Source organism: Stenotrophomonas rhizophila (assembly GCF_003651185.1).
Taxonomy (GTDB): Bacteria; Pseudomonadota; Gammaproteobacteria; order Xanthomonadales; family Xanthomonadaceae; genus Stenotrophomonas; species Stenotrophomonas maltophilia_Z.
In genome coordinates, this window is sequence record NZ_RCDC01000004.1 from 2,479,025 (window position 1) to 2,499,039 (window position 20,015).

The 20,015-nt window shown below is 68.2% G+C and carries 15 protein-coding genes; 7 read left to right on the forward strand and 8 right to left on the reverse strand.

Features of this window, described 5'->3' with window-relative positions; translation table 11 throughout:
* The first annotated feature begins 69 nt into the window (after positions 1-69).
* Positions 70-2,574: an ATP-dependent helicase HrpB gene (gene hrpB, locus BCL79_RS11075; RefSeq protein WP_121040830.1), complete on the forward strand. Its 2,505-nt coding sequence runs from the start codon at positions 70-72 to the stop codon at positions 2,572-2,574.
* Between the two features lie 183 nt (positions 2,575-2,757).
* On the forward strand, positions 2,758-3,147 hold the full coding sequence (locus BCL79_RS11080; protein WP_121040832.1) for a hypothetical protein: 390 nt from the start codon (positions 2,758-2,760) through the stop codon (positions 3,145-3,147).
* Positions 3,148-3,203: 56 nt separating this feature from the next.
* On the opposite strand, the gene BCL79_RS11085 is transcribed toward BCL79_RS11080, so the two are convergent.
* Together BCL79_RS11085 and BCL79_RS11090 are read right to left on the reverse strand one after the other, a co-directional pair.
* Positions 3,204-3,746 (reverse strand): pseudouridine synthase, encoded by a 543-nt coding sequence (locus BCL79_RS11085; RefSeq protein ID WP_121041332.1) that lies wholly within the window; start codon positions 3,744-3,746, stop codon positions 3,204-3,206.
* 126 nt (positions 3,747-3,872) lie between these two features.
* Positions 3,873-4,733 (reverse strand): class I SAM-dependent methyltransferase, encoded by an 861-nt coding sequence (locus tag BCL79_RS11090; protein WP_121040834.1) that lies wholly within the window; start codon positions 4,731-4,733, stop codon positions 3,873-3,875.
* A 173-nt stretch (positions 4,734-4,906) separates the two neighbouring features.
* On the opposite strand from BCL79_RS11090, the gene BCL79_RS11095 reads away from it, so the two are divergent.
* A complete protein-coding gene (locus BCL79_RS11095; protein ID WP_121040836.1) occupies positions 4,907-5,866 on the forward strand; it encodes an aldo/keto reductase in 960 nt (319 codons plus the stop codon).
* Positions 5,867-5,958: 92 nt separating this feature from the next.
* On the opposite strand, the gene BCL79_RS11100 is transcribed toward BCL79_RS11095, so the two are convergent.
* Positions 5,959-6,867, reverse strand: a complete 909-nt coding sequence (locus BCL79_RS11100; protein ID WP_121040838.1) for an NAD(P)/FAD-dependent oxidoreductase — start codon at positions 6,865-6,867, stop codon at positions 5,959-5,961.
* Positions 6,857-7,309, reverse strand: a complete 453-nt coding sequence (locus tag BCL79_RS11105) for an Rrf2 family transcriptional regulator (protein ID WP_121040840.1) — start codon at positions 7,307-7,309, stop codon at positions 6,857-6,859. The genes BCL79_RS11100 and BCL79_RS11105 overlap by 11 nt, the downstream gene beginning before the upstream one ends.
* A gap of 181 nt (positions 7,310-7,490) precedes the next feature.
* Here BCL79_RS11105 and BCL79_RS11110 point away from each other — a divergent pair, with 181 nt between their 5' ends.
* Positions 7,491-9,623: a methyl-accepting chemotaxis protein gene (locus BCL79_RS11110; RefSeq protein ID WP_121040842.1), complete on the forward strand. Its 2,133-nt coding sequence runs from the start codon at positions 7,491-7,493 to the stop codon at positions 9,621-9,623.
* A 30-nt stretch (positions 9,624-9,653) separates the two neighbouring features.
* Here the strand turns inward: BCL79_RS11110 and BCL79_RS11115 are convergent, their stop codons facing one another.
* The gene (locus BCL79_RS11115) at positions 9,654-10,556 is read right to left on the reverse strand and encodes a LysR family transcriptional regulator (protein WP_121041334.1); all 903 of its coding nucleotides are present in this window, start codon (positions 10,554-10,556) and stop codon (positions 9,654-9,656) included.
* 126 nt (positions 10,557-10,682) lie between these two features.
* Between BCL79_RS11115 and BCL79_RS11120 the strand changes: the two genes are divergently transcribed.
* A complete protein-coding gene (locus BCL79_RS11120) occupies positions 10,683-11,897 on the forward strand; it encodes an MFS transporter (protein ID WP_121040844.1) in 1,215 nt (404 codons plus the stop codon).
* 150 nt (positions 11,898-12,047) lie between these two features.
* The gene (dkgB, locus tag BCL79_RS11125; protein WP_121040846.1) at positions 12,048-12,851 is read left to right on the forward strand and encodes a 2,5-didehydrogluconate reductase DkgB; all 804 of its coding nucleotides are present in this window, start codon (positions 12,048-12,050) and stop codon (positions 12,849-12,851) included.
* Between the two features lie 60 nt (positions 12,852-12,911).
* On the opposite strand, the gene BCL79_RS11130 is transcribed toward dkgB, so the two are convergent.
* The 3 genes from BCL79_RS11130 to mgtE form a co-directional block, all read right to left on the reverse strand.
* Complete coding sequence (locus BCL79_RS11130; protein ID WP_121040848.1) at positions 12,912-13,610, reverse strand: alpha/beta fold hydrolase; 699 nt, start codon at positions 13,608-13,610, stop codon at positions 12,912-12,914.
* Positions 13,611-13,657: 47 nt separating this feature from the next.
* Positions 13,658-16,387 (reverse strand): bifunctional acetate--CoA ligase family protein/GNAT family N-acetyltransferase, encoded by a 2,730-nt coding sequence (locus BCL79_RS11135; protein ID WP_121040850.1) that lies wholly within the window; start codon positions 16,385-16,387, stop codon positions 13,658-13,660.
* Between the two features lie 74 nt (positions 16,388-16,461).
* Positions 16,462-17,832 carry a magnesium transporter gene (mgtE, locus tag BCL79_RS11140; protein ID WP_121040852.1) on the reverse strand — a complete coding sequence of 457 codons (1,371 nt, stop codon included), beginning with the start codon at positions 17,830-17,832 and terminating at the stop codon, positions 16,462-16,464.
* A gap of 345 nt (positions 17,833-18,177) precedes the next feature.
* On the opposite strand from mgtE, the gene BCL79_RS11150 reads away from it, so the two are divergent.
* Positions 18,178-19,983 carry a monovalent cation:proton antiporter-2 (CPA2) family protein gene (locus BCL79_RS11150; protein ID WP_121040854.1) on the forward strand — a complete coding sequence of 602 codons (1,806 nt, stop codon included), beginning with the start codon at positions 18,178-18,180 and terminating at the stop codon, positions 19,981-19,983.
* Positions 19,984-20,015 lie beyond the last annotated feature (32 nt).

Genomic DNA, 20,015 nt, shown 5'->3' on the forward strand with positions numbered 1-20,015 from the left:
GCGGCACAGGGGAACACGCCCGCCGCGCGCTGGCAATGCGCTGCGCAGCGGACGCCGTATCCTTGTGCCATGAGCCCCCCGATTTTCCCAATCTCCACACTGCTGCCGCAGATCCTGACCACGCTGGAGCGCGGTACGCGCCTGGTGCTGGAAGCGTCACCGGGCGCCGGCAAGACCACCCAGGTGCCGCTGGCTTTGCTGGATGCGCCGTGGCTGGAAGGCCGCAGGATCATCATGCTGGAGCCACGCCGCGTGGCCGCCCGCAGCGCCGCGCAGTTCATGGCGCGTCAGCTGGGCGAGAACGTCGGTGAGACCGTCGGTTACCGCATCCGCTTCGAGAACAGGATCTCGACGCGAACCCGCATCGAGGTGGTGACCGAAGGCATCCTCACCCGGATGCTGCAGGACGACCCGCTGCTGGAGGGTGTGGGCGCGCTGCTGTTCGACGAATTCCACGAACGGCATCTGGCCGCTGATCTGGGCCTGGCCCTGGCGCTGGACGTGCAGTCCCAGCTGCGCGAGGACCTGCGCATCGTGGTGATGTCGGCCACGCTGGATGGCGAGCGACTGGCGCAGTTTCTCGATGCGCCGCGCCTGAGCAGTGAGGGCCGCAGCTTCCCGGTCACGATCGCGCACTTCCCCGCCCGCCGCGACGAGGCACTGGAACCGCAGGCACGGCGCGCGGTGGAGCAGGCCTTGGCCGAGCATCCTGGCGATGTACTGGTGTTCCTGCCCGGCCAGCGCGAGATCGCGCGTGTTCAGACGGCGCTGCAGTCTGTGCTCGACCCGGCCGTACAGGTGCTGCCGCTGCACGGCGAACTGCCGGTGGACCAGCAGTCGCAGGTGCTGCAGCCCGATCCCGGCGGTCGGCGCCGCGTGGTGCTGGCCACCAACGTGGCCGAGTCATCGGTGACCCTGCCCGGCGTGCGGGTGGTGATCGACGCGGGTCTGGCACGCGAGCCGCGTTACGACCCCAACAGCGGTTTCGCGCGCCTGGACGTGGTGAACATCGCGCAGGCCTCGGCCGATCAGCGTGCCGGCCGTGCCGGCCGTGTCGCCGAGGGCTGGGCGTGGCGCTTGTGGCCGCAGTCGCAGCGGTTGGAGGCACAGCGTCGGCCCGAGGTCGCGCAGGTGGAACTGGCCTCGCTGGCACTGGAACTGGCTGCCTGGGGCAGTGACGACCTGCGCTTCGTCGATACACCGCCGGCCGGTGCACTGGCCGCCGCGCGTGAACTGCTGCAGCGCCTGGGCGCGCTCAGCGACAGCGGCACGCTGACCCCGCTGGGCCGGCGCATGCTGACCCTCGGCACGCATCCGCGCCTTGCGGCGATGCTGATGGCGGCAGGCAGTGGTGTCGAGCTGGCCCTGGCCTGCGATCTGGCCGCGCTGGTGGAAGCGCGCGATCCGCTGCGCCAGGGCGGTGATGCACTCGCCGCGCGCTGGCGGGCGCTGGCGGCGTTCCGCCACGGGCGGGCACCCCACGACGCCAACCGCGGCGGCCTGGCCACGATCGATGCCGCCAGCAAACAGTGGCGGCGACGCCTGCGCTGTGATGCCGCGCCCCCTTCGTCAGTCGAAGCGCATCAGCTCGGCGACCTGCTCGCACATGCGTTCCCGGACCGGATCGCCGCCCGCCATCCCACCGATCCGCTGCGCTACCTGCTGGCCAACGGCCGCAGCGCGCTCCTGTTCGATCCCAGCGACCTGCGTGGTGAGCCGTGGCTGGTTGCCGTTGAACTGCGCTATGAGGCACGCGACGCGTTGCTGCTGCGCGCCGCGCCGGTGGACGAGAACCGCCTGCGCCGTGACTTCCCGGCGCGCTTCACGCAGGACGACGTGGTGCGTTGGGACGGCGAAAAGCGCGCACTGGTCGCCCGCCGTGAGACCCGCTTCGATCGCATCGTACTGGACAGCCGCTCGGCCGGCCGCGTGGACCCCGCCCACGCCGCGAAAGCCCTGACCGAGGCCGTCGCCGAACTCGGCCTGGATGCCTTGCCGTGGACGGAGGGCCTGCGCCAATGGCAGGCGCGTGCGCTGGCGGTGCGCGCGTGGATGCCGGAACTGGCGTTGCCGGACGTCTCCGATGCAGCGCTGATGGCGACGCTGCCGACCTGGCTGACGCCCGCGTTCAACGGCAAGACACGCCTGGATGCCCTCGACGAATCCAGCCTCGGCGAAGCGCTGAAGTCACCGCTGCCGTGGGCGCAACGCCAGCTGATCGATCGCCACGCCCCGGTCCGCATCACCGTGCCCTCCGGCATGGAGCGCCCGATCCATTACACAGTGGATGCCGACGGCATCAGCCCGCAGGCGCCGGTGCTGGCGGTCAAGCTGCAGGAGCTGTTCGGCCTGAGCGATACCCCGCGCATCGCCGATGGCCGCATTCCATTGACGCTGCACCTGCTGTCCCCCGGCGGCCGCCCGCTGCAGGTGACCCAGGACCTGCGCAACTTCTGGGCGAACACCTACGCCGAGGTGAAGAAGGAAATGAAGGGGCGGTATCCCCGGCATCCGTGGCCGGACGATCCGTGGACGGCGAACGCGACACACCGCGCCAAGCCGCGCGGCACGTGAGCACGCCGCCCCCTTCCTCACCCGATGCGCGCATTCATGGCTGTCACCTGACCATCGCCCGGCACGTGGCTCGCGCAGCGCGGGGAACCGGCTACAGTCGTGATCCGGCCGTGGCAAATGGATAACACGCCCTACACGGCCACCGCGCGACACTGGATCAGAACCTTTAGGCAAGGACCCCCCATGAGCAGATTGACTGTGATTACCGACCGCGCCCTCGAGCGTGCCCTGGACATCGCCAGCACCGCCGGTGACGGCCTCAAGCATGCCGGCAGCAACCTGCGTCACTTCGGGCCGCAGGCGACCGACTGGATCAAGACTGGCGCCGCACTCGGTGCGGTCAAGACCGGCAGCAAGGTCGCCGCCAAGGTGGTGCGCCGCAATCCGGCCGTGACCATCGCCGCTGCCGCTGTCGGCGTGGGGCTGCTGGGCTACGCGCTGTACCGCAAGCAGCAGAAGAAGAAGCTTGCCAATGGCGGCGTGGTGAACGGCCAGGCGCAGCGCATCAGCGCACGCAACCGCCGCAACGAGACCGTGGTGGACGAAACCAGCGATATCGGCAGCGACGCCTGATCCGCTGACGCGTTACCGCACGCGCATCGAAACCGCCGGTCTCTGCCGGCGGTTTTTTATTTTCCGATCTCGCGCCATTGGCCGGGTTGAAGATCGCCGATCGCATGTGCGCCCATCGAGACACGCACCAGGCGCAACGTGGGCAGTCCGACCGCCGCGGTCATGCGTCGCACCTGCCGGTTGCGGCCTTCGCGCAGCGTGATCGCCAGCCAGGCATCGGGCACCGTCTTGCGGAAGCGGACCGGTGGCGTGCGCGGCCACAGCTCAGGCGACGGTTCCAGCCGTTCGACACCGGCCGGCAGCGTTGGCCCATCGTTGAGCAGCACGCCACGGCGCAGCGCCTGGACCTGCTCATCGGTCACCGTGCCTTCGACCTGCACCCAATAGGTTTTGTCGGCCTTGTGCCGCGGATCGGTCAACTGGTGTGCCAGGCCGCCGTCATCAGTGAGCAGCAGCAGGCCTTCGCTGTCGTAATCCAGCCGGCCAGCCGCGTACACCGCTGGTGGCAGCCCGAAGCCAGCCAGGGTCGCGCGTGGCGGCTGGCTGCGGTCGGTGAACTGGCACAGCACGTTGAACGGTTTGTTGAAGGCGATCAGCATCGGGGCAACAGCGGCGGTGGGATGGCCCATTGTCCCATCCCCGTGCCGCTGCCGCGATCCGCGCGAACGTCAGCCGATGACGTTCACCTTGAGCAGGACGCGCGGGCCATGGCCTGCGCGGGTCGCTTACTTGCCCGGCTTCACGAAGCGCAGCGTCATGCGGTCACTTTCGCCGATCGCCTGGTACTTGGCCTCATCGGCCGCGTCATGCTGGTTGGTCGGTGGCAGCGTCCACACGCCGTTCGGGTAATCCTTGGTGTCGCGCGGATTGGTGTTGATCTCGCTGCTGCCGGCCAATTCGAAGCCGGCGGCCTTGGCCATCGCGATCACCTGCGGCTGGCCCACGTAACCGGTCTTGTCGTCTGCCGGCACATCGGCCTTGGCACGATGCTCCACCACGCCGAGCACGCCGCCCGGCTTGAGCACCGAGAAGAAGCCCTTGAACATGCCTTCCGCCTGGCCGCTGCTGCGCCAGTTGTGCACGTTGCGGAAGGTCAGCACTACATCGGCCGAGTTGGCAGGGCCGAACACCGGGGCCTTCGGGTCATAGGCGACCACACGGCTCTTGCCGAACACCGCGGCGTCGCCGGCAAATTTCTTGTCCAGCCCGTCGCGGCTGCGCTGCTGGTAGTCGCGGCCACGTCCCTCCGCCACGGCCATCGGATCGACCACGGCAGCGACGTACTGGCCCTTGTCGTGCAGCAGCGGCGCGAGGATCTCCGAATACCAGCCGTTGCCCGGGGTGATCTCGATGACCGTCTGGCCCGGCGCGACACCGAAGAACGACAACGTCTGCGCCGGATGGCGGTAAGCATCGCGCTTGACGTTGGCCGGATCGCGGCGGCTGTCCTGCACGGCCTTCTGCACGGCCGGGGTGATCGCGACCTGCGCGTTCGGACCGGCGGGCTTGATCGCCATCGCGGGGGCGGCAAGCATCAGGGTGGAAACAGTGAACAGGCAGGCACAGGTCAACGAACGGGCTTTCATCGGCGAGCTTCCGGTAGCGGGATGCCGCGAGCCTAGCAGCGAAGCGTGTACAGGTGTTCACAAAACGTTAGTGCGACGCAGCATTCCGGAACACTGTTTTGTGCCTGCTGCCGCAACGCTGTCACCACCCCGGCCGTATGCTGTGGAAACGATTCCCAGGGAGAACATCACCCATGACTGCTACGCGCGAACTCGGTCGTTCCGGCCTCCATGTCGCCCCCATCGCCTTCGGCGGCAATGTCTTCGGCTGGAGTGCGGACGAGAAGACCTCCTTCGCCCTGCTCGATGCCTTCGTCGATGCCGGCTTCAACCTGGTCGATACCGCCGACGTCTATTCCGCCTGGGTGCCCGGCAACCAGGGCGGCGAATCGGAAACCATCCTGGGCCGCTGGTTCAAGCACAGCGGCAAGCGCGACAAGGTGGTGCTGGCGACCAAGGTGGCCAAGTGGTCCGAACACCCCGGCCTGTCGGCCGACAACATCACCGCCGCGGTGGAGGATTCGCTGCGCCGCCTGCAGACCGACGTGATCGATCTGTACCAGGCGCACGAAGATGATGAATCCACGCCGCTGGAGTCCACGCTGGCCGCCTTCGGTCGCCTGATCGAACAGGGCAAGGTGCGCGCGATCGGTGCCTCAAATTACAGCGCCGAGCGTCTGCGCGATGCCTTGAGGGTATCGGCCGACTACAAACTGCCGCGCTATGAAACGCTGCAGCCGGAGTACAACCTGTACGACCGTGCCGGCTACGAATCCGGGCTGGAAGCGGTGGTGCGCGAAGCGCAGTTGGGCGTGATCAGCTACTACTCGCTGGCCAGTGGCTTCCTCAGCGGCAAGTACCGCAGTGCGGCCGATGCGGGCAAGAGCAGCGCGCGCGGCCAGAGCGTGGTCGACAAGTACGTCAATCCGCGCGGGCTGCGCATCCTCACCGCGCTGGACGATGTAGCCAGCGCGCATGGCGTGAGCCCCTCGCAGGTGGCGATCGCGTGGTTGATCGCGCGCCCGGGCATCACCGCGCCGATCGTCAGCGCCACCAGTGTCGAGCAGTTGAAGGATGTGCTGGCGGCCGCGAAGGTCGCGCTGTCGGCGCAGGATGTGCAGCAGCTGGATGCGGCGAGCGCCGAACAGGCCTGAGCCCAGAGGTCTTTGCCACGGACAGCCGCCGCAGGGCGGCTGTTTCCGTTTGGGGCGGGCGTTCCGCTCCCGGACCGGCCGAGCCCCTGATGTTATCGGCTGGCCCGGCTATCCTCGGCGACGAGCGCATGGTGCATGCTCACTCCGGCGCGCACGCCTTCGGCGCTGGCCAGGCTGATATTGCCCACCAGCGTTGCATCGCCCGCCGCGTAGATGCCGGGCACGCTGGTCTGCTTGCCAGGTTCCACCTGGACCAGCACGCCGATCGGGCTGTCCTCCAGCGCACAGCCGAGCTGCTCGACCAGCGGTGCCGCCATGTGCTGCCGCGCGGTGACGAACAGCGCGCGCAGTTCAACCCGGCGACCATCGGCGAGCACGGCGGCACTCAGGGCCGGCGCCTCGCCTTCCAGGCCAACCACCGCCGCATGCTCGATGCTGACGCCGCGGCGCTGCAGCGCGGCCAGGTCGTCGGCCTCCACCGTCATGCCGTGCGCGAACAGGGTGACGTCGCCCCAGTCCGCCAGCAACGCGGCCATGGTGGCGGACTTCTCATGCCCGCCCAGCAGCCCGATCGCGCCGCCGCCGATTTCGTAGCCGTGGCAGTACGGGCAGTGCACCACGCTGTGGCCCCAGCGCTCGGCCAGGCCGGGCAGTTCGGGCAGTTCGTCGCGGATGCCGGTCGCCAGCAGCAGCTTGCGCGTGGCCCAGCTGTCACCGTTCTCGGTACCGACCACGAAGCCATCCACGGTCGGTTGGGCGGTGGTGACCGTGTCACTGATCCACCGCACCGTGGGGTAGTCCAGCAGCTGGGTCTTGGCGTTGCGCAGCAGCTCGGCGCCGGCGATGCCGTCCTGGCCGAGCACGCCGTGCGAATGCGCGACGAAGCGGTTGCGCGGCAGGCCGCTGTCGATCACCAGCACCTCGCGGCGGGCGCGCGCCAGGATCAGGGCGGCGGACAGGCCGGCGAAACTGCCGCCGACGACAATCGCATCAAAGGTCATGGGGAACTCCTGCAGCGTGGTGGGCCAGATGGCGGGCGAAGGCCTCGCCCAGGGTGGCCAGGGTGGTGTCGTGCAGGCGGGCCTCGAGCAGGGCCTGGGCCTGGCGGTAACTGTCGTCGAGCGCCTCGTTGACCACGCGCTGCACCGGGCAGCCGCGGCCGGTCTCGCGGGCGCCGGTGTGCAGCAGGGCAGGCGCACCGATGGCCACGTACACGTCATACAGCGTGATCTGCGCAGGTTCCCGGGCCAGCTGGCTGCCGCCGCCATGGCCACGCACGCTGGTGACCAGCCCACCCTTGTGCAGGGCGGACAGCAGGCGCCGGATCACCACCGGATGGGTGGGCAGGCAGGTGGCGAGCTGCTCGGAGGTGCGCGGGCCGTCCTGGCCGACCAGATGGGCCATCACGTGCAGCGCGTCGGAGAACTGGTTGCTGGCTTTCATGTAACAACGATAGTTACATATCAGTTGCCTGTCCAGTCCTGTTTTGTTCCATGCATGACCATATTTCATCTACACGCCATCATCACAACATTTAATGGAACGGTAACCGTGATTGGCGTCGCACTTCAGCCTGTTCCTGACAGACCGATACCGCATCGCCCTTCCTCACTTTTGATCTCTCATGACGTCCTCCGCACCGGCGCGTCCACGCGCCCTGAGTCTTCAATTCAAACTGCTGGGCGCGCTGTCGCTCGGCTTGGTCATCATCGTGCTGGCCGCCTTGGCCGGCCTGGGTTCGGCCTGGCGCAACCTCTCGGCCGAGGTGCCGGTCGAGGTGGCTCGCAAGGCACAGGCCGAGCTGTTGCAGCGCGAGTTCCGCCTGCAGGTGCAGGAGTGGAAGAACGTGTTGATCCGCGGTGCGGACGACGCACAACGCGAACGCCACCTGGCAGCCTTTGATGCGGAAGGACGCCGCATCGAAGCGTTGGCCGGTACGCTCGCCACCAGCCGCGACGAACAGACCCGCACGCTGGCCAACCAGTTCCTGGCCGAGCACCGCGCACTGGACGCTCGCTACCGCGGCGCGCTCGAGGCGTTCGCGGCCAGTGGTTATGACACCCAGGCCGGCGATGCACTGGTGCTCGGCGCCGACCGGGCCGTGGGCACTACGCTGGATGCGCTGGCCGCGCGTGCCAGCGAACGTGCCGAGTACGAAACCAACGCCACCTCCGAACGCGCACGCGCCGCGCTGGTCGCCTCGGCCATGGTCACGGCGCTGGCGGCGCTGATGCTGTTGGCGGTGCTCACCCTGTGGCTGCGCCGCGCGGTGATCGCGCCCGTGGTTGCGGTGGAAGCGGCCGCGCGCGCGGTGGCACGCGGTGATCTGGAGCATGCCGTGGTGGTGCGCAGCGGCGACGAGATCGGTCGCCTCGGCACCGCGATGCGCGAGGTCACCCAGACCCTGAAGGACGTGCTGGCCGCACAGGCGACGATGGCGCAGCGCCACGATGCCGGTGAGATCAGCTACCGCATGGACGCGAGCGTGTTCCCCGGCGGCTACGGCCAGATGGTGCGCGACACCAACACGCTGGTCGCCAACCATATCCAGGTGAAGCTGCGCGCGATCGAGATCATGGGCCATTACGCGGTCGGTGATCTGTCGGTGGACATGGAGCGCCTGCCCGGCGAAAAGGCGGTGATCACCCAGGCGCTGGATACGGCCAAGGCCAACCTCGGTGCGATCAATGCCGAGATCAAGCGGTTGGCCGCAGCGGCTGCCGTAGGCGATTTCAGCCAGCGCGGCGATGAAGCGCGCTACCAGCACGACTTCGGCGAGATGGTGGGCGGCCTCAACCGCCTGATGCAGACCACCGAGCAGGATCTGGGCGAGGTCTCACGCGTGCTGCAGGCGATCGCCGGCGGTGATCTCAGCGCGCGCATGCGGGGCGATTTCCACGGCGTGTTCGCCCGCATGCGCGATGACATGGCGCGTACCACCGGTCAGCTGACCACCATCGTCGGCGACATCAAGCAGGCCGCACAGTCGATCCAGACCGCCGCGGGCGAGATCGCTGCAGGCAACAGCGACCTGTCGCGCCGTACCGAGCAGCAGGCAGCGAATCTGGAGGAGACCGCCGCCTCGATGGAAGAACTGACCTCCACGGTGCGCCAGAACGCCGAACACGCACGCCAGGCCAACCAGCTCTCGATCAGTGCCGCCTCCGTCGCCTCGCAGGGCGGTGAGGTGGTCGGCCGGGTGGTCACCACGATGGGCGCGATCCAGTCCTCGTCGCGGCAGATCGCCGAGATCATCAGCGTCATCGACGGCATCGCCTTCCAGACCAACATCCTCGCGTTGAACGCAGCCGTCGAAGCGGCACGTGCCGGTGAACAGGGCCGCGGCTTTGCGGTGGTCGCCAGCGAAGTGCGTACGCTGGCGCAGCGTTCGGCCGGTGCGGCCAAGGAGATCAAGGCGCTGATCGATCAGTCCGTCGCCGATGTCGACAGTGGCGCAGCACTGGTACGGCAGGCCGGGCAGACCATGGGCGAGATCGTCGGCAGCGTGCAGCGCGTCACCGACATCATGGCCGACATCGCCGCCGCGTCGCAGGAGCAGTCGGCCGGCATCGAACAGGTCAACCAGACCGTGGTGCAGATGGACGAAACCACGCAGCAGAACGCGGCCCTGGTGGAGGAAGCCTCCGCGGCGGCGCGCAGCATGGAAGAGCAGGCCGTGGCCTTGAATGCCGCGGTGGATGTGTTCGTGCTGGATGCCGGGCGCGGGGCGGTGAGCGGATTGGCGCGCGCGGCGTGATGCAGCCGTAGTGCCGGCCAGCGGCCGGCACTACCGGGCGTAGGGGGTGCCCACCATGGCCTGCGCCAGGTGATCCAGGAACGAGCTGATCCGCGCCGAGACTGCCGTGTTGCGGTAGTACACGGCGTGGATCGGCTGGCGGACCTCCACGGTGAGGTCCGGCAACAGCTGCACCAGGGTGCCGGCTTCGCGGTCGCGGTGGGTCATGAAGTCGGACAGGCAGACGATGCCCACCCCTTCCAGCGCGAGCCGGCGCAGCGTTTCGCCGCTGGAGACCGCCACCGCCGGGCGCACGTGCAGCAGCGCGTCGGTCGCGCCGGGCAGCGGCCAGTGATTGAGTGAATCGGGCTCGTTGAAACCCAGCAGGGTGTGCGTGCCCAGTGCCGCGACATCGCGCGGGGTGCCGTGCTGCTGCAGGTAGGCTGGGCTGGCCATCACGCGCAGGCGGCTGTGCGCCAGCGGCCGTGCATGCAGGGTGGAATCGGCCAGTGGCCCGATCCGGATGGCCACATCGGTGCGCCGCTCCAGCAGATCGATGTAGCGCTCGCTGCTGTTGAGCTCCAGCGCCACCTCGGGATAGCGCGCGCGGTAGCTCGCCACCAGCGGGGCGATCACGTGCAGCACGAACGGCATCGCCGCATCCACACGCAGGCGCCCGGCCGGGCGTTGACGCCGGGCGGCGATCTGCTCCTCGGCCGCTTCCACCGAGGCCACGATCGCACGGGCCTGGGCCAGGAAGGCGTCGCCTTCCTCGGTCAGCTGCAGGCGACGGGTGGTGCGGGTCAACAGCGTGGTGCCGAGTTTCTCCTCCAGCCGGCCCAGTGCCCGGCTGACACCGGACGTGGTCTGGCCAAGCTGTTCGGCGGCGGCGGTGATCGACCCGCTGTCGATCACCGCGATGAAGGCCTGCATCTCATCGAGGGTGGTTTTCATGGCGGCGGCCGGGCGGAAGGGGCCCATTATTGACCATGGGGCAACAGTGATTGGCGTGAAGGCCGCTTTTTCCGCAAGAGTACGGCGCGCAGACTGCGCAGCCTTGCTCCCCACCGGTATCCGTCCATGTCCCGTGGTATCCCCTTGGCCTTGTTGGCGTTGACGCTGGGTGCGTACGCCATCGGCACGACTGAATTCGTCATCGTCGGGCTGATCCCGACCATCGCCGCCGACCTCGGCGTCACCCTGCCCTCGGCCGGCCTGCTGGTTTCGCTGTATGCGCTGGGCGTGGCGGTCGGTGCACCGGTGCTTACCGCGCTGACCGGGCGCGTGCCGCGCAAGACCCTGCTGGTCGCGCTGATGCTGCTGTTCACCCTGGGCAACGTGATCGCCTGGATGGCCCCGGGCTATGGCTCGCTGATCGTGGCGCGCGTGCTGACCGGCCTGGCGCATGGTGTGTTCTTCTCGATCGGCTCGATCATCGCCACCTCGGTGGTGCCCAAGGAAAAGGCCGCCAGCGCGATCGCGATCATGTTCACCGGCCTCACCGTGGCGCTGGTCACCGGCGTGCCGCTGGGTACCTTCATCGGCCAGCACCTGGGCTGGCGCGCCACCTTCCTGGCCGTAGCCGGGCTCGGTGTGATCGCGCTGATCGGCAGCCTGCTCTTCGTCCCGCGCAACCTGCAGCGCAGCGCACCGGCCACGTTCGGCCAGCAGCTCGCCGTGCTCGCGCAGCCGCGCCTGCTGCTGGTGTATGCGATCACCGCGCTCGGTTACGGCGGCACCTTCCTGTCCTTCACCTACCTGGCCTCGATCCTGCAGGACGTGACCGGTTTCTCGGCCAATGCGGTCAGTGGCGTGCTGCTGGTCTATGGCGTGTCGGTGGCGATCGGCAACCTGTGGGGCGGCCGCCTGGCCGACCGCCGCGGCCCGATCCCGGCGCTGAAGCTGATCTTCGCGTTGCTGGCCGCGGTGCTGTTCGCGCTCACCTTCACCGCTTACAACACCTGGCTGGTGCTGCTGACCGTGCTCGCGCTGGGCGCGGTGGCGTTCGGCAACGTGCCCGGGCTGCAGGTATACGTGGTCAAGCAGGCACAGCGGTTCGCCCCGCAGGCCGCCGATGTGGCCTCGGGCCTGAACATCGCCGCGTTCAACGTCGGCATCGCGCTCGGTGCTTCGCTGGGTGGCCTGGTGGTCGATCACTTCGGCCTGATGCACACCCCGTGGCTGGGCGCGCTGGTGGTGATGGGCGCCTTCGGCCTGACCGCATGGAGTGGCCGCCTGGACCGCCGCGATGGGGTTGCCGACCGCGCCGAAGGCATCGCCGTGAGTGCGCATTGATCGCTCCCGGCAGCGGACCGACGGTCGGCAGTACGCGACAACAGCCGACCCACGATTCGTTTCACGCAACCGCAGCCGACAAACGGTCGGCTCTACGTCGCTTTACGGTGCACGGCGTAGCCTGCACCTCACCCCCATGAAGGAGTTTCCATGAGCATTCCCGCCTTCGGCCTCGGCACCTTCCGCCTGAAGGGCCAGACAGTGATCGACTCGGTGCGCAACGCACTGGACGTCGGCTACCGCGCCATCGATACCGCGCAGATCTACGAGAACGAAGCCGAGGTCGGTCAGGCCATCGCCGAGTCCGGCGTGGCGCGCGATGATCTGTTCCTCACCACCAAGATCTGGATCGCCAACTTCCACCACGACGCGCTGCTGGAGAGCCTGCGCGAGAGCCTGCGCAAGCTGCGCACCGACCATGTCGAGCTGACCCTGATCCACTGGCCGTCGCCGAAGGACGCGGTGCCGATGGCCGAGTATCTCGGTGCACTGGCCGAGGCCAAGTCGCAGGGCCTGACCCGCCAGATCGGCATCTCCAACTTCACCATCGCCCAGACCCGCCAGGCCATCGCGATCCTCGGTGCCGATGCGATCGCCACCAACCAGATCGAAGTCCACCCTTACCTGCAGAACCGCGCGTTGATCGCGTTCCTGAAGGAACAGGGCATCCATGTCACCGCGTACATGAGCCTGGCCTACGGCGAAGTGCTCAAGGACCCGGTGATCCAGGCCATCGCCGCGCACCACCAGGCCACCCCGGCCCAGGTCGCGCTGGCGTGGGCGTTGCAGCAGGGCTTCGCGGTGATTCCGTCCTCGACCAAGCGCGACAACCTCGCCGGCAATCTGCTGGCTGCGGAACTGCGCTTGAGCGATGAGGACATGGCGCAGATCGCCACGCTGGACCGCGGACATCGCCTGGCCAATCCGGAGGGGATCGCGCCGGCCTGGGATTGATGGACAGCGCCCGACCGCTGGTCGGGCGCGGGATGGTGCGTGCCGGCCGCCGGCCGGCACCTACCGGAGCAACCAGTCCCGCATTGCCGCGCTGACTTCGTCGGGCTTCTCCATCGGGGCCAGATGGCCGCAATCGGGCAGCACCACCAGGGTTGAATCCGGCACCAGCGCGTGCATCGCCTCGCTGATCGCCAGCGGGGTGATGCGGTCGTTCGCACCGCACACGATCAACAGGGGATCGCGGTACCCGGTCAGCACGTCATGGCCATCCTCCCGGTCCAATGCGCTCTGGCGCAGGAATACGTCCGCACCCAGCCGTGCGGTCATGTCGCGTACGCGCTGTACCAGCACGTCATCATCCAGCCGCGAGGCATCGATGTAGCTGCGCATCAACGTGTCACCGAAGCCGTGGAATTTCCCGGGCAGGCGTACGCTGGCCCGCTGGGTCTGGCGTTGCTTGGCGCGCTCGGGCGAGTCGGCATGGATCGAGGTATCGACCAGGGCCAGCCGCAGCACCCGCTCCGGCGCGGTGCGCAGGATCGCCTGCGCCACGAAGCCGCCCAGTGAAAAACCGGCCAGGGCGAAACGCGCCGGTGCCTGCGCCAGCACGTCCTCGACCACCGCCTGCATCGTCTCGCCGCGGGTCTGGTCGCCGACGATGCACGCGGCGATATCGGACAGGTCGGCGATCTGCGCGCGCCAGAGTTCAGCGTCGTTGAGCAGGCCGGGGAGCAGCAGCAGGGGGATACGATCAGTCATGCCGTATTGTCGCCCCGCCCACGTGCCCGCGCCGTACCGCGATCGGCTCAGTGCGTTGCAGGATCGGGCGCCTGCGGCACCTGCACATCCTGCACCGGCAGGGTCACCACCATCACCGTCGAATCGTCCGGGTCGAGCCGGGTCTTGAAGCCCAGGCTCTGGCACATCGCCAGCATGGTGCTGTTCTCGCGCAGCACCTGGCCTTCGATGATGTTCAGGCCGAGCCACTGCGCGTACTCGATCATGATCGCCATCAACCGCCAGCCGATGCCGTGGCCCTTGAGGTCGGAGCGGATCAGGATGCCGTACTCGCCACGGTCGTAGTCTGCATCGGCATGCAGCCGCACCGCACCGAGCATGTCGCCGCTGCGCGGATCGATCGCCACCAGCGCGATGGAGCGCGCGTAGTCGAGCTGGGTCAGGCGCGCGATGAACTCGTGGCTGAAATGCTTCACCGACTGGAAGAAGCGCAGGCGCAGGTCGTCATCGGTAACGCGCGCAAAGAAGGCGCGGAACAGCGCGTCGTCCTCGGGGCGGACCGGTCGCACGAAGGCGGGGGCGCCGTCGGACAGGGTAATGGTGCGCTCCCATTCCTTGGGATACGGGAACACCGCGAAGCGCGGATGGCCGCGGCCCTTGTGCAGCTTGCGCGAGGGTTCGATCGCCACGCGCGAATCGAGTGCGATCACCCCGTCGCGGTCGGCGAGCAGCGGATTGATGTCGAGCGTGCGGATCTCGGGAATGTCGGCGGCGAGCTGGGCCAGCTTGACCAGGATCAGCGCGACCGCGCGTTCGTCGGCGGCCGGGACATCGCGGTAGGCCTTCAGGATGCGCGACACGCGCGTGCGCCCGATCAGTTCGTGCGACAGGCGCAGGTCCAGCGGTGGCAGGGCGATCGCCTTGTCGTCGATGACTTCGACCGCGGTGCCGCCACGGCCGAACACGATCACCGGGCCGAAGGTCGGGTCGTCGGCGATACCCGCGATCAACTCGCGCGCCTTGGGCCGCACGATGGTCGGCTGCACCAGCACGCCATCGATGCGCGCATCGGGTCGCTTTTCGTGCGCGCGCGCGATGATCGAGGTCGCCGCCGCATGCACGGATTGCAGGGTACTGAGGTTCAAGCGCACGCCATCCACATCGGACTTGTGCGGGATATCGGCCGAGAACACTTTGATCGCGACGGTGGCGCCCTGCTCCAGCAGCGGCTGGGCCAGGTCCATCGCCTCGTGGGCATCACGGGCCTGCATCACCGGCGCGGACGGAATGCCGTAGGCGCTGAGCAGCTGGTGGGTGGCGATCGGGTCCAGCCACTGCTGGCCGGCGGCAAGTGCGGCCTCCACCAGCGCGCGGGCACCGGCGGTATCGACCACGAAATCCTCGGGCAGGCTGGGCGGGGTTTCCATCAACGCGGCCTGCGCGTCGCGGTAGCGCACCAGATGCTGGAAGCCGCGGACCGCCTCGGCTTCGGTCGGGTAGGTCGGCACGCGCGCGGCATTGAGCGTGGCCGTGGCACGATCGTCGTTGCCCAGCCACACCGCGAACACCGGCTTGTCGCGATGGTGGCGCGGGCGCAGGCCGAGCGTGCGGGTCAGCGCCCGCGCGGCATCGGCCGAGGAGGTGAACGCGGTCGGCACGTTGACCACCAATACCGCGTCGTTCTCGGTATCGGACATCAGCGCTTCGATCGCCGCGGCGTAACGGTCGCCGTCGGCATCGACCACGATGTCGACCGGATTGCTGCGCGACCAGCCCTGCGGCAGCACCGCATCGAGTTGTGCGACGGTGGCCGGCGACAGCTCGGCCAGGCTGCCGCGCAGGGCCAGCAGCTGGTCCACCGCCAGCCGCCCCACCCCGCCGCCGTTGCTCAGGATCGCCAGGCGACGCCCGGGGAAGGTGCCGAGCCGGCCCAGTGTTTCGGCCGCGGTGAACAGCTCATCCAGCGCGCTGACGCGCAGCAGGCCCGCGCGGTTGAATGCCGCCCCGTAGACCGCATCGGCGCTGGCCAGCGCCTGCACGTGCGTATCGGCATCGGGATTGATGCGGATGTGACGGCCGGATTTGACCACCACCACCGGCTTGGCACGCGCGGCGGCACGCGCGGCCGACATGAACTTGCGCGCATCGCGGATGTGCTCGACGTACAGCAGGATCGCGCGGGTGCGGTAATCGGTGGCGAAGTAATCCAGCAGGTCGCCGAAGTCGACATCCAGGGTGTCGCCGAGCGAAACCACGGCGGAGAAACCGACCGAGCGCGCCACGCCCCACTCCACCAGGGCCGCGGCAATCGCGCTGGATTCGGAGATCAAGGCCAGGTCACCGGCCTGCGGGAAGTGCGCGGCGATGCTGGCGTTCAAGCGCGCATGCGGGGCGATCACGCCCAGGCAGTGCGGGCCCAGAATGCGCAGGCCCTTGGGCCGTGCTGCCGCCTCCACCTGCGCGGCCAGCGAGCCCGGGCCTTCGCCCAGGTTGGCAGTGAGGATGATCGCCGCGCTGACACCGCGCTCGGCGGCGGTGGCCACCACCTGCGGCACGATGCTGGCCGGGGCGGTGATGACCACCAGCTCCGGCACCCAGTCCAGATCCTTGAGCCGCTTCACGGTGCGGATGCCATCGATCTCGCTGTAACGCGGATTGATCCAGGCCACGTTGCCGGGGAAGCCGGTGTCGCGCAGATTGCGCATTACCGCGCGGCCGGCGGAGCGTTCACGCGGGCTGCCGCCGATCACGGCGACCGACTGCGGGCGGAAGACGGCTTGCAGGTGGTAGGTGCTCATGCGACCAGACAGTAACAGGGACGGGGGTGATTAATAATCACCCCCGTCCCTGTTATTAACTACCTCCGTCCCTGTTAAAGGAGGGTGCCGCGCAGGATCATCGCGGCGATGCTGAAGTAGATGACCAGACCGGTGACGTCCACCAGCGTGGCCACGAACGGGGCCGAGGCGCTGGCCGGGTCGAAGCCCAGGCGCTTGAGGATGAAGGGCAGCATCGAGCCGGACAGCGAGCCGAACGTGACGATGCCGACCAGTGCCGCGCCGATGGTCAGTGCCAGCAGCTGCCAGTGCTCGCCGTAGTCGTGCAGGCCCAGCAGCTGCCAGGACACGATGCGGATGATCGCCAGCACGCCCAGGATCGCCCCCAGGGTGATGCCGGTCGGCACCTCGCGCAGCGCCACCTTCCACCAGTCGCGCAGGCGCAGCTCACGCAGGGCCAGGCTGCGGATCAGCAGCGAGGTCGCCTGCGAGCCGGAGTTGCCGCCCGAACTCATGATCAGCGGGATGAACAGCGTCAGCACCACCGCGCGCGCCAGCTCGTCTTCGTAATGCTGCATCGCGCTGGCGGTCAGCATTTCGCCGAGGAACAGCACGCTCAGCCAGCCGGCCCGCTTGCGCAGCATCTCGAAGAAGCCGATCTGCATGTACGGCTTTTCCAGCGCCTCCATGCCGCCGAACTTGTGCACGTCCTCGGTGGATTCTTCGATCAGCGCATCCAGGATGTCATCCACCGTGACGATGCCCAGCACATGGTGCTGCGCGTCCACCACCGGGATCGCGAGCAGGTCGTGGCGGCGGATCAGCTGCGCCACCTCTTCCTGATCCAGCTGCACATCCACCGTCACCGGCGGGTTGACCTGGGCGACGTCGAGGATGGGCTCCTCGGGCAGCCCGGTGATCAGCCGGCGCATGGTGACCACCTGCACCAGCGCGCGGGTGTGCGGGTCCAGCACATAGATTGCGTAGACGGTCTCGCGGGTGCGCTCCACTTCGCGGATGTGCTGCAGGGTGCGGCCAACCGTCCAGTCCGAGGGCACGCTGACGAACTCGGTGGTCATCAGCGCGCCGGCGGTGTGCGCCGGGTAGCTCAGCAGCTGCTGGATCGCCTTGCGCGCCTCCGGGCTGAGCAGCGGGATCAGGCGTGCGCGCTCGTCCTCGTCCAGTTCGTGGACGATATCGGTGGCGCGGTCATCGGCCATCAGCCCGAGAAGGGCTGCGGCGCGGGCCACCGGCATGGCCGCTACCAGATCGCCGCCGCGGTTGAGCTCGGGCTGCTCGAGCATCTTCACCGCGCGCGGCAACGGCAACGCGGCCAGCGTGTCGGCGGCGCGCGACAGGCTCAGCGTGTTGAGGAATTCCACCGCGTCGGCGGTGTTGAAATTATCGAGGGGTGCGCTCAACGAGGCGGCATCGGCCACCGGGCGCAGCAGGTCTTTCTGGTTCATCGTATTCGCCTGTGGGTATCGCATTGCGCGACGCCAACGCTGGCGAACCGACCCGTGTCAGGCGGTGGCCATCGCTGGCGTCGAGCAAGGTCGACTTCTACTGTCGCTGGACATGGGTTGGGGACTCCGGAAGGGTTTACTGCCGACGGCGGACGCCAGCAGCGGCGGGCAGTCTGGACCCGGGTGTGACGCAGGTCAACCCTTGTCCGGGATGCCGTTCCGGTGGCAGTCGCCTTGGGCGCCCATGGCGGCCGCATAATACTGCGTGGCCCTGGCCACAGGCCCCGGCCGCCCCGGGGAGGCTTTCCACCCGCACGGCACACACCCCCATGAGCAGGTTCCCCCATGCATAGCGGCGCGCTCGAGCTGGCCCTGGTGCTGCTGCTGGCTGCAGTGATCGCGGTACCGGTGTTCAAGAAGCTCGGCCTGGGCGCCGTGCTGGGGTATCTGGCGGCCGGCGTGGTGCTCGGCCCGGATGGCCTGGGTTTCGTGCAGGATGCCGACCGCATCCTCAGCGCCGCCGAGATCGGCGTGGTGATGCTGCTGTTCGTGATCGGCCTGGAGCTGTCGCCCGCCCGCCTGAAGGTGATGCGCCGCTCGGTGTTCGGCGCTGGCGCGCTGCAGGTCGCGCTGAGCGCGCTGGTGCTGGGCAGCCTGTTGATGCTGGATCACTTCCAGTGGAAGAGCGCGTTGATCGTCGGCATCGCGCTGGCACTGTCCTCCACCGCGGTCGGGCTGCAGTTGCTGTCCGAGCATAAAGCGATCAACAGCGATTACGGGCGCCTGGGTTTTGCCATCCTGTTGTTCCAGGACCTGATCGCGATCCCGTTGCTGGCCGCGATTCCACTGCTCGGCGGTGCGCGCAACGACACCCTGCAGTGGAACGACGTGGCCATCGCCATCGGCGCACTGGCGGTGGTGATCCTGTGCGGCCGCCCGGTGCTGCGCCGGCTGTTCAACATCATTGCGCGCACCCGCAGCCCGGAGGTGTTCACCGCCACTGCGCTGCTGGTGGTGCTGGGCACCGCATGGTTCATGCAGGAGGCCGGACTGAGCCCGAGCCTGGGTGCGTTCCTGGCCGGTGTGCTGTTGTCCGATTCGGAATTCCGCCACGAGCTGGAATCGCAGATCGAGCCGTTCAAGGGCCTGCTGCTCGGCCTGTTCTTCATCGCCGTGGGCATGGGCATCGACCTGGACCGCATCGTCGCCGAGCCGATGATGATCGCGGCAGGCGTGGCGATCCTGCTGGTGGTCAAGTTCGGCCTGCTGTTCGGCATCGGCAAGCTGGCCAAGCTGCGGACCCGCCACGCGGTGCTGCTGGGCAGCGTGCTGTGGCTGGGCGGCGAGTTCGCGTTCGTGGTGTTCAACGAGGCCCAGCGCGCGCACCTGCTTGGCAACGCCAACCATGATCGGCTGGTGGCGATTGTCGGCCTGTCGATGGCGATCACGCCGCTGCTGATGATCGGCCTGATCCGCCTGCTGGGCCGCGACGAGGGCCCCAAGACGCCTGCCCAGCCCGCCGACAAGGTCGACATCACCGATGTGCAGCCTCAGGTGATGATCGCCGGCATGGGCCGCTTCGGCCAGGTGGTCGCGCGCCTGCTGACCGCGCAGAAGATCCCGTTCGTGGCGCTGGAATCCAATCCGGATACGGTCTCGGACCTGCGCCGCTTCGGCAACAAGCTCTATTACGGCGACCCGACCCGGCCGGAAATGCTGCGCGCCGCCGGCGGCGAGCACATCCGCGTCTACGTGGTCACGCTGGATGATCCAGACGCCAACATGCGGGCCACGCGGCTGATCCGGCGCATGTATCCCGATGCGGTGGTGCTGGTGCGCGCGCGTAACCGCCAGCATGCGTGGCGGCTGATGGACATGTCCGCCGAGCCGTTCCGCGAGGTGTTCGGGACGAGCCTGGAACTGAGCGAACGGATGCTGATCGCGCTGGGCATGTCGGTGGAAACCGCACGCAGCCATGTGCAGCGCTTCCGCGAGCACGACGAGAAGCTGCTGCGCGATCAGTACCTGGTCTACGACGACGAGGCGGCGGTGATCCAGACCTCGCGCGATGCGCGCGCGGACCTGATGCATCTGTTCGAGGCGGATGCGGAGAGTGAGGGGAAGGGTGTGGACGGCAACCCACCGCGTTGATGAACCTGCAGGTGCACCTGCCCGTGCCTCAT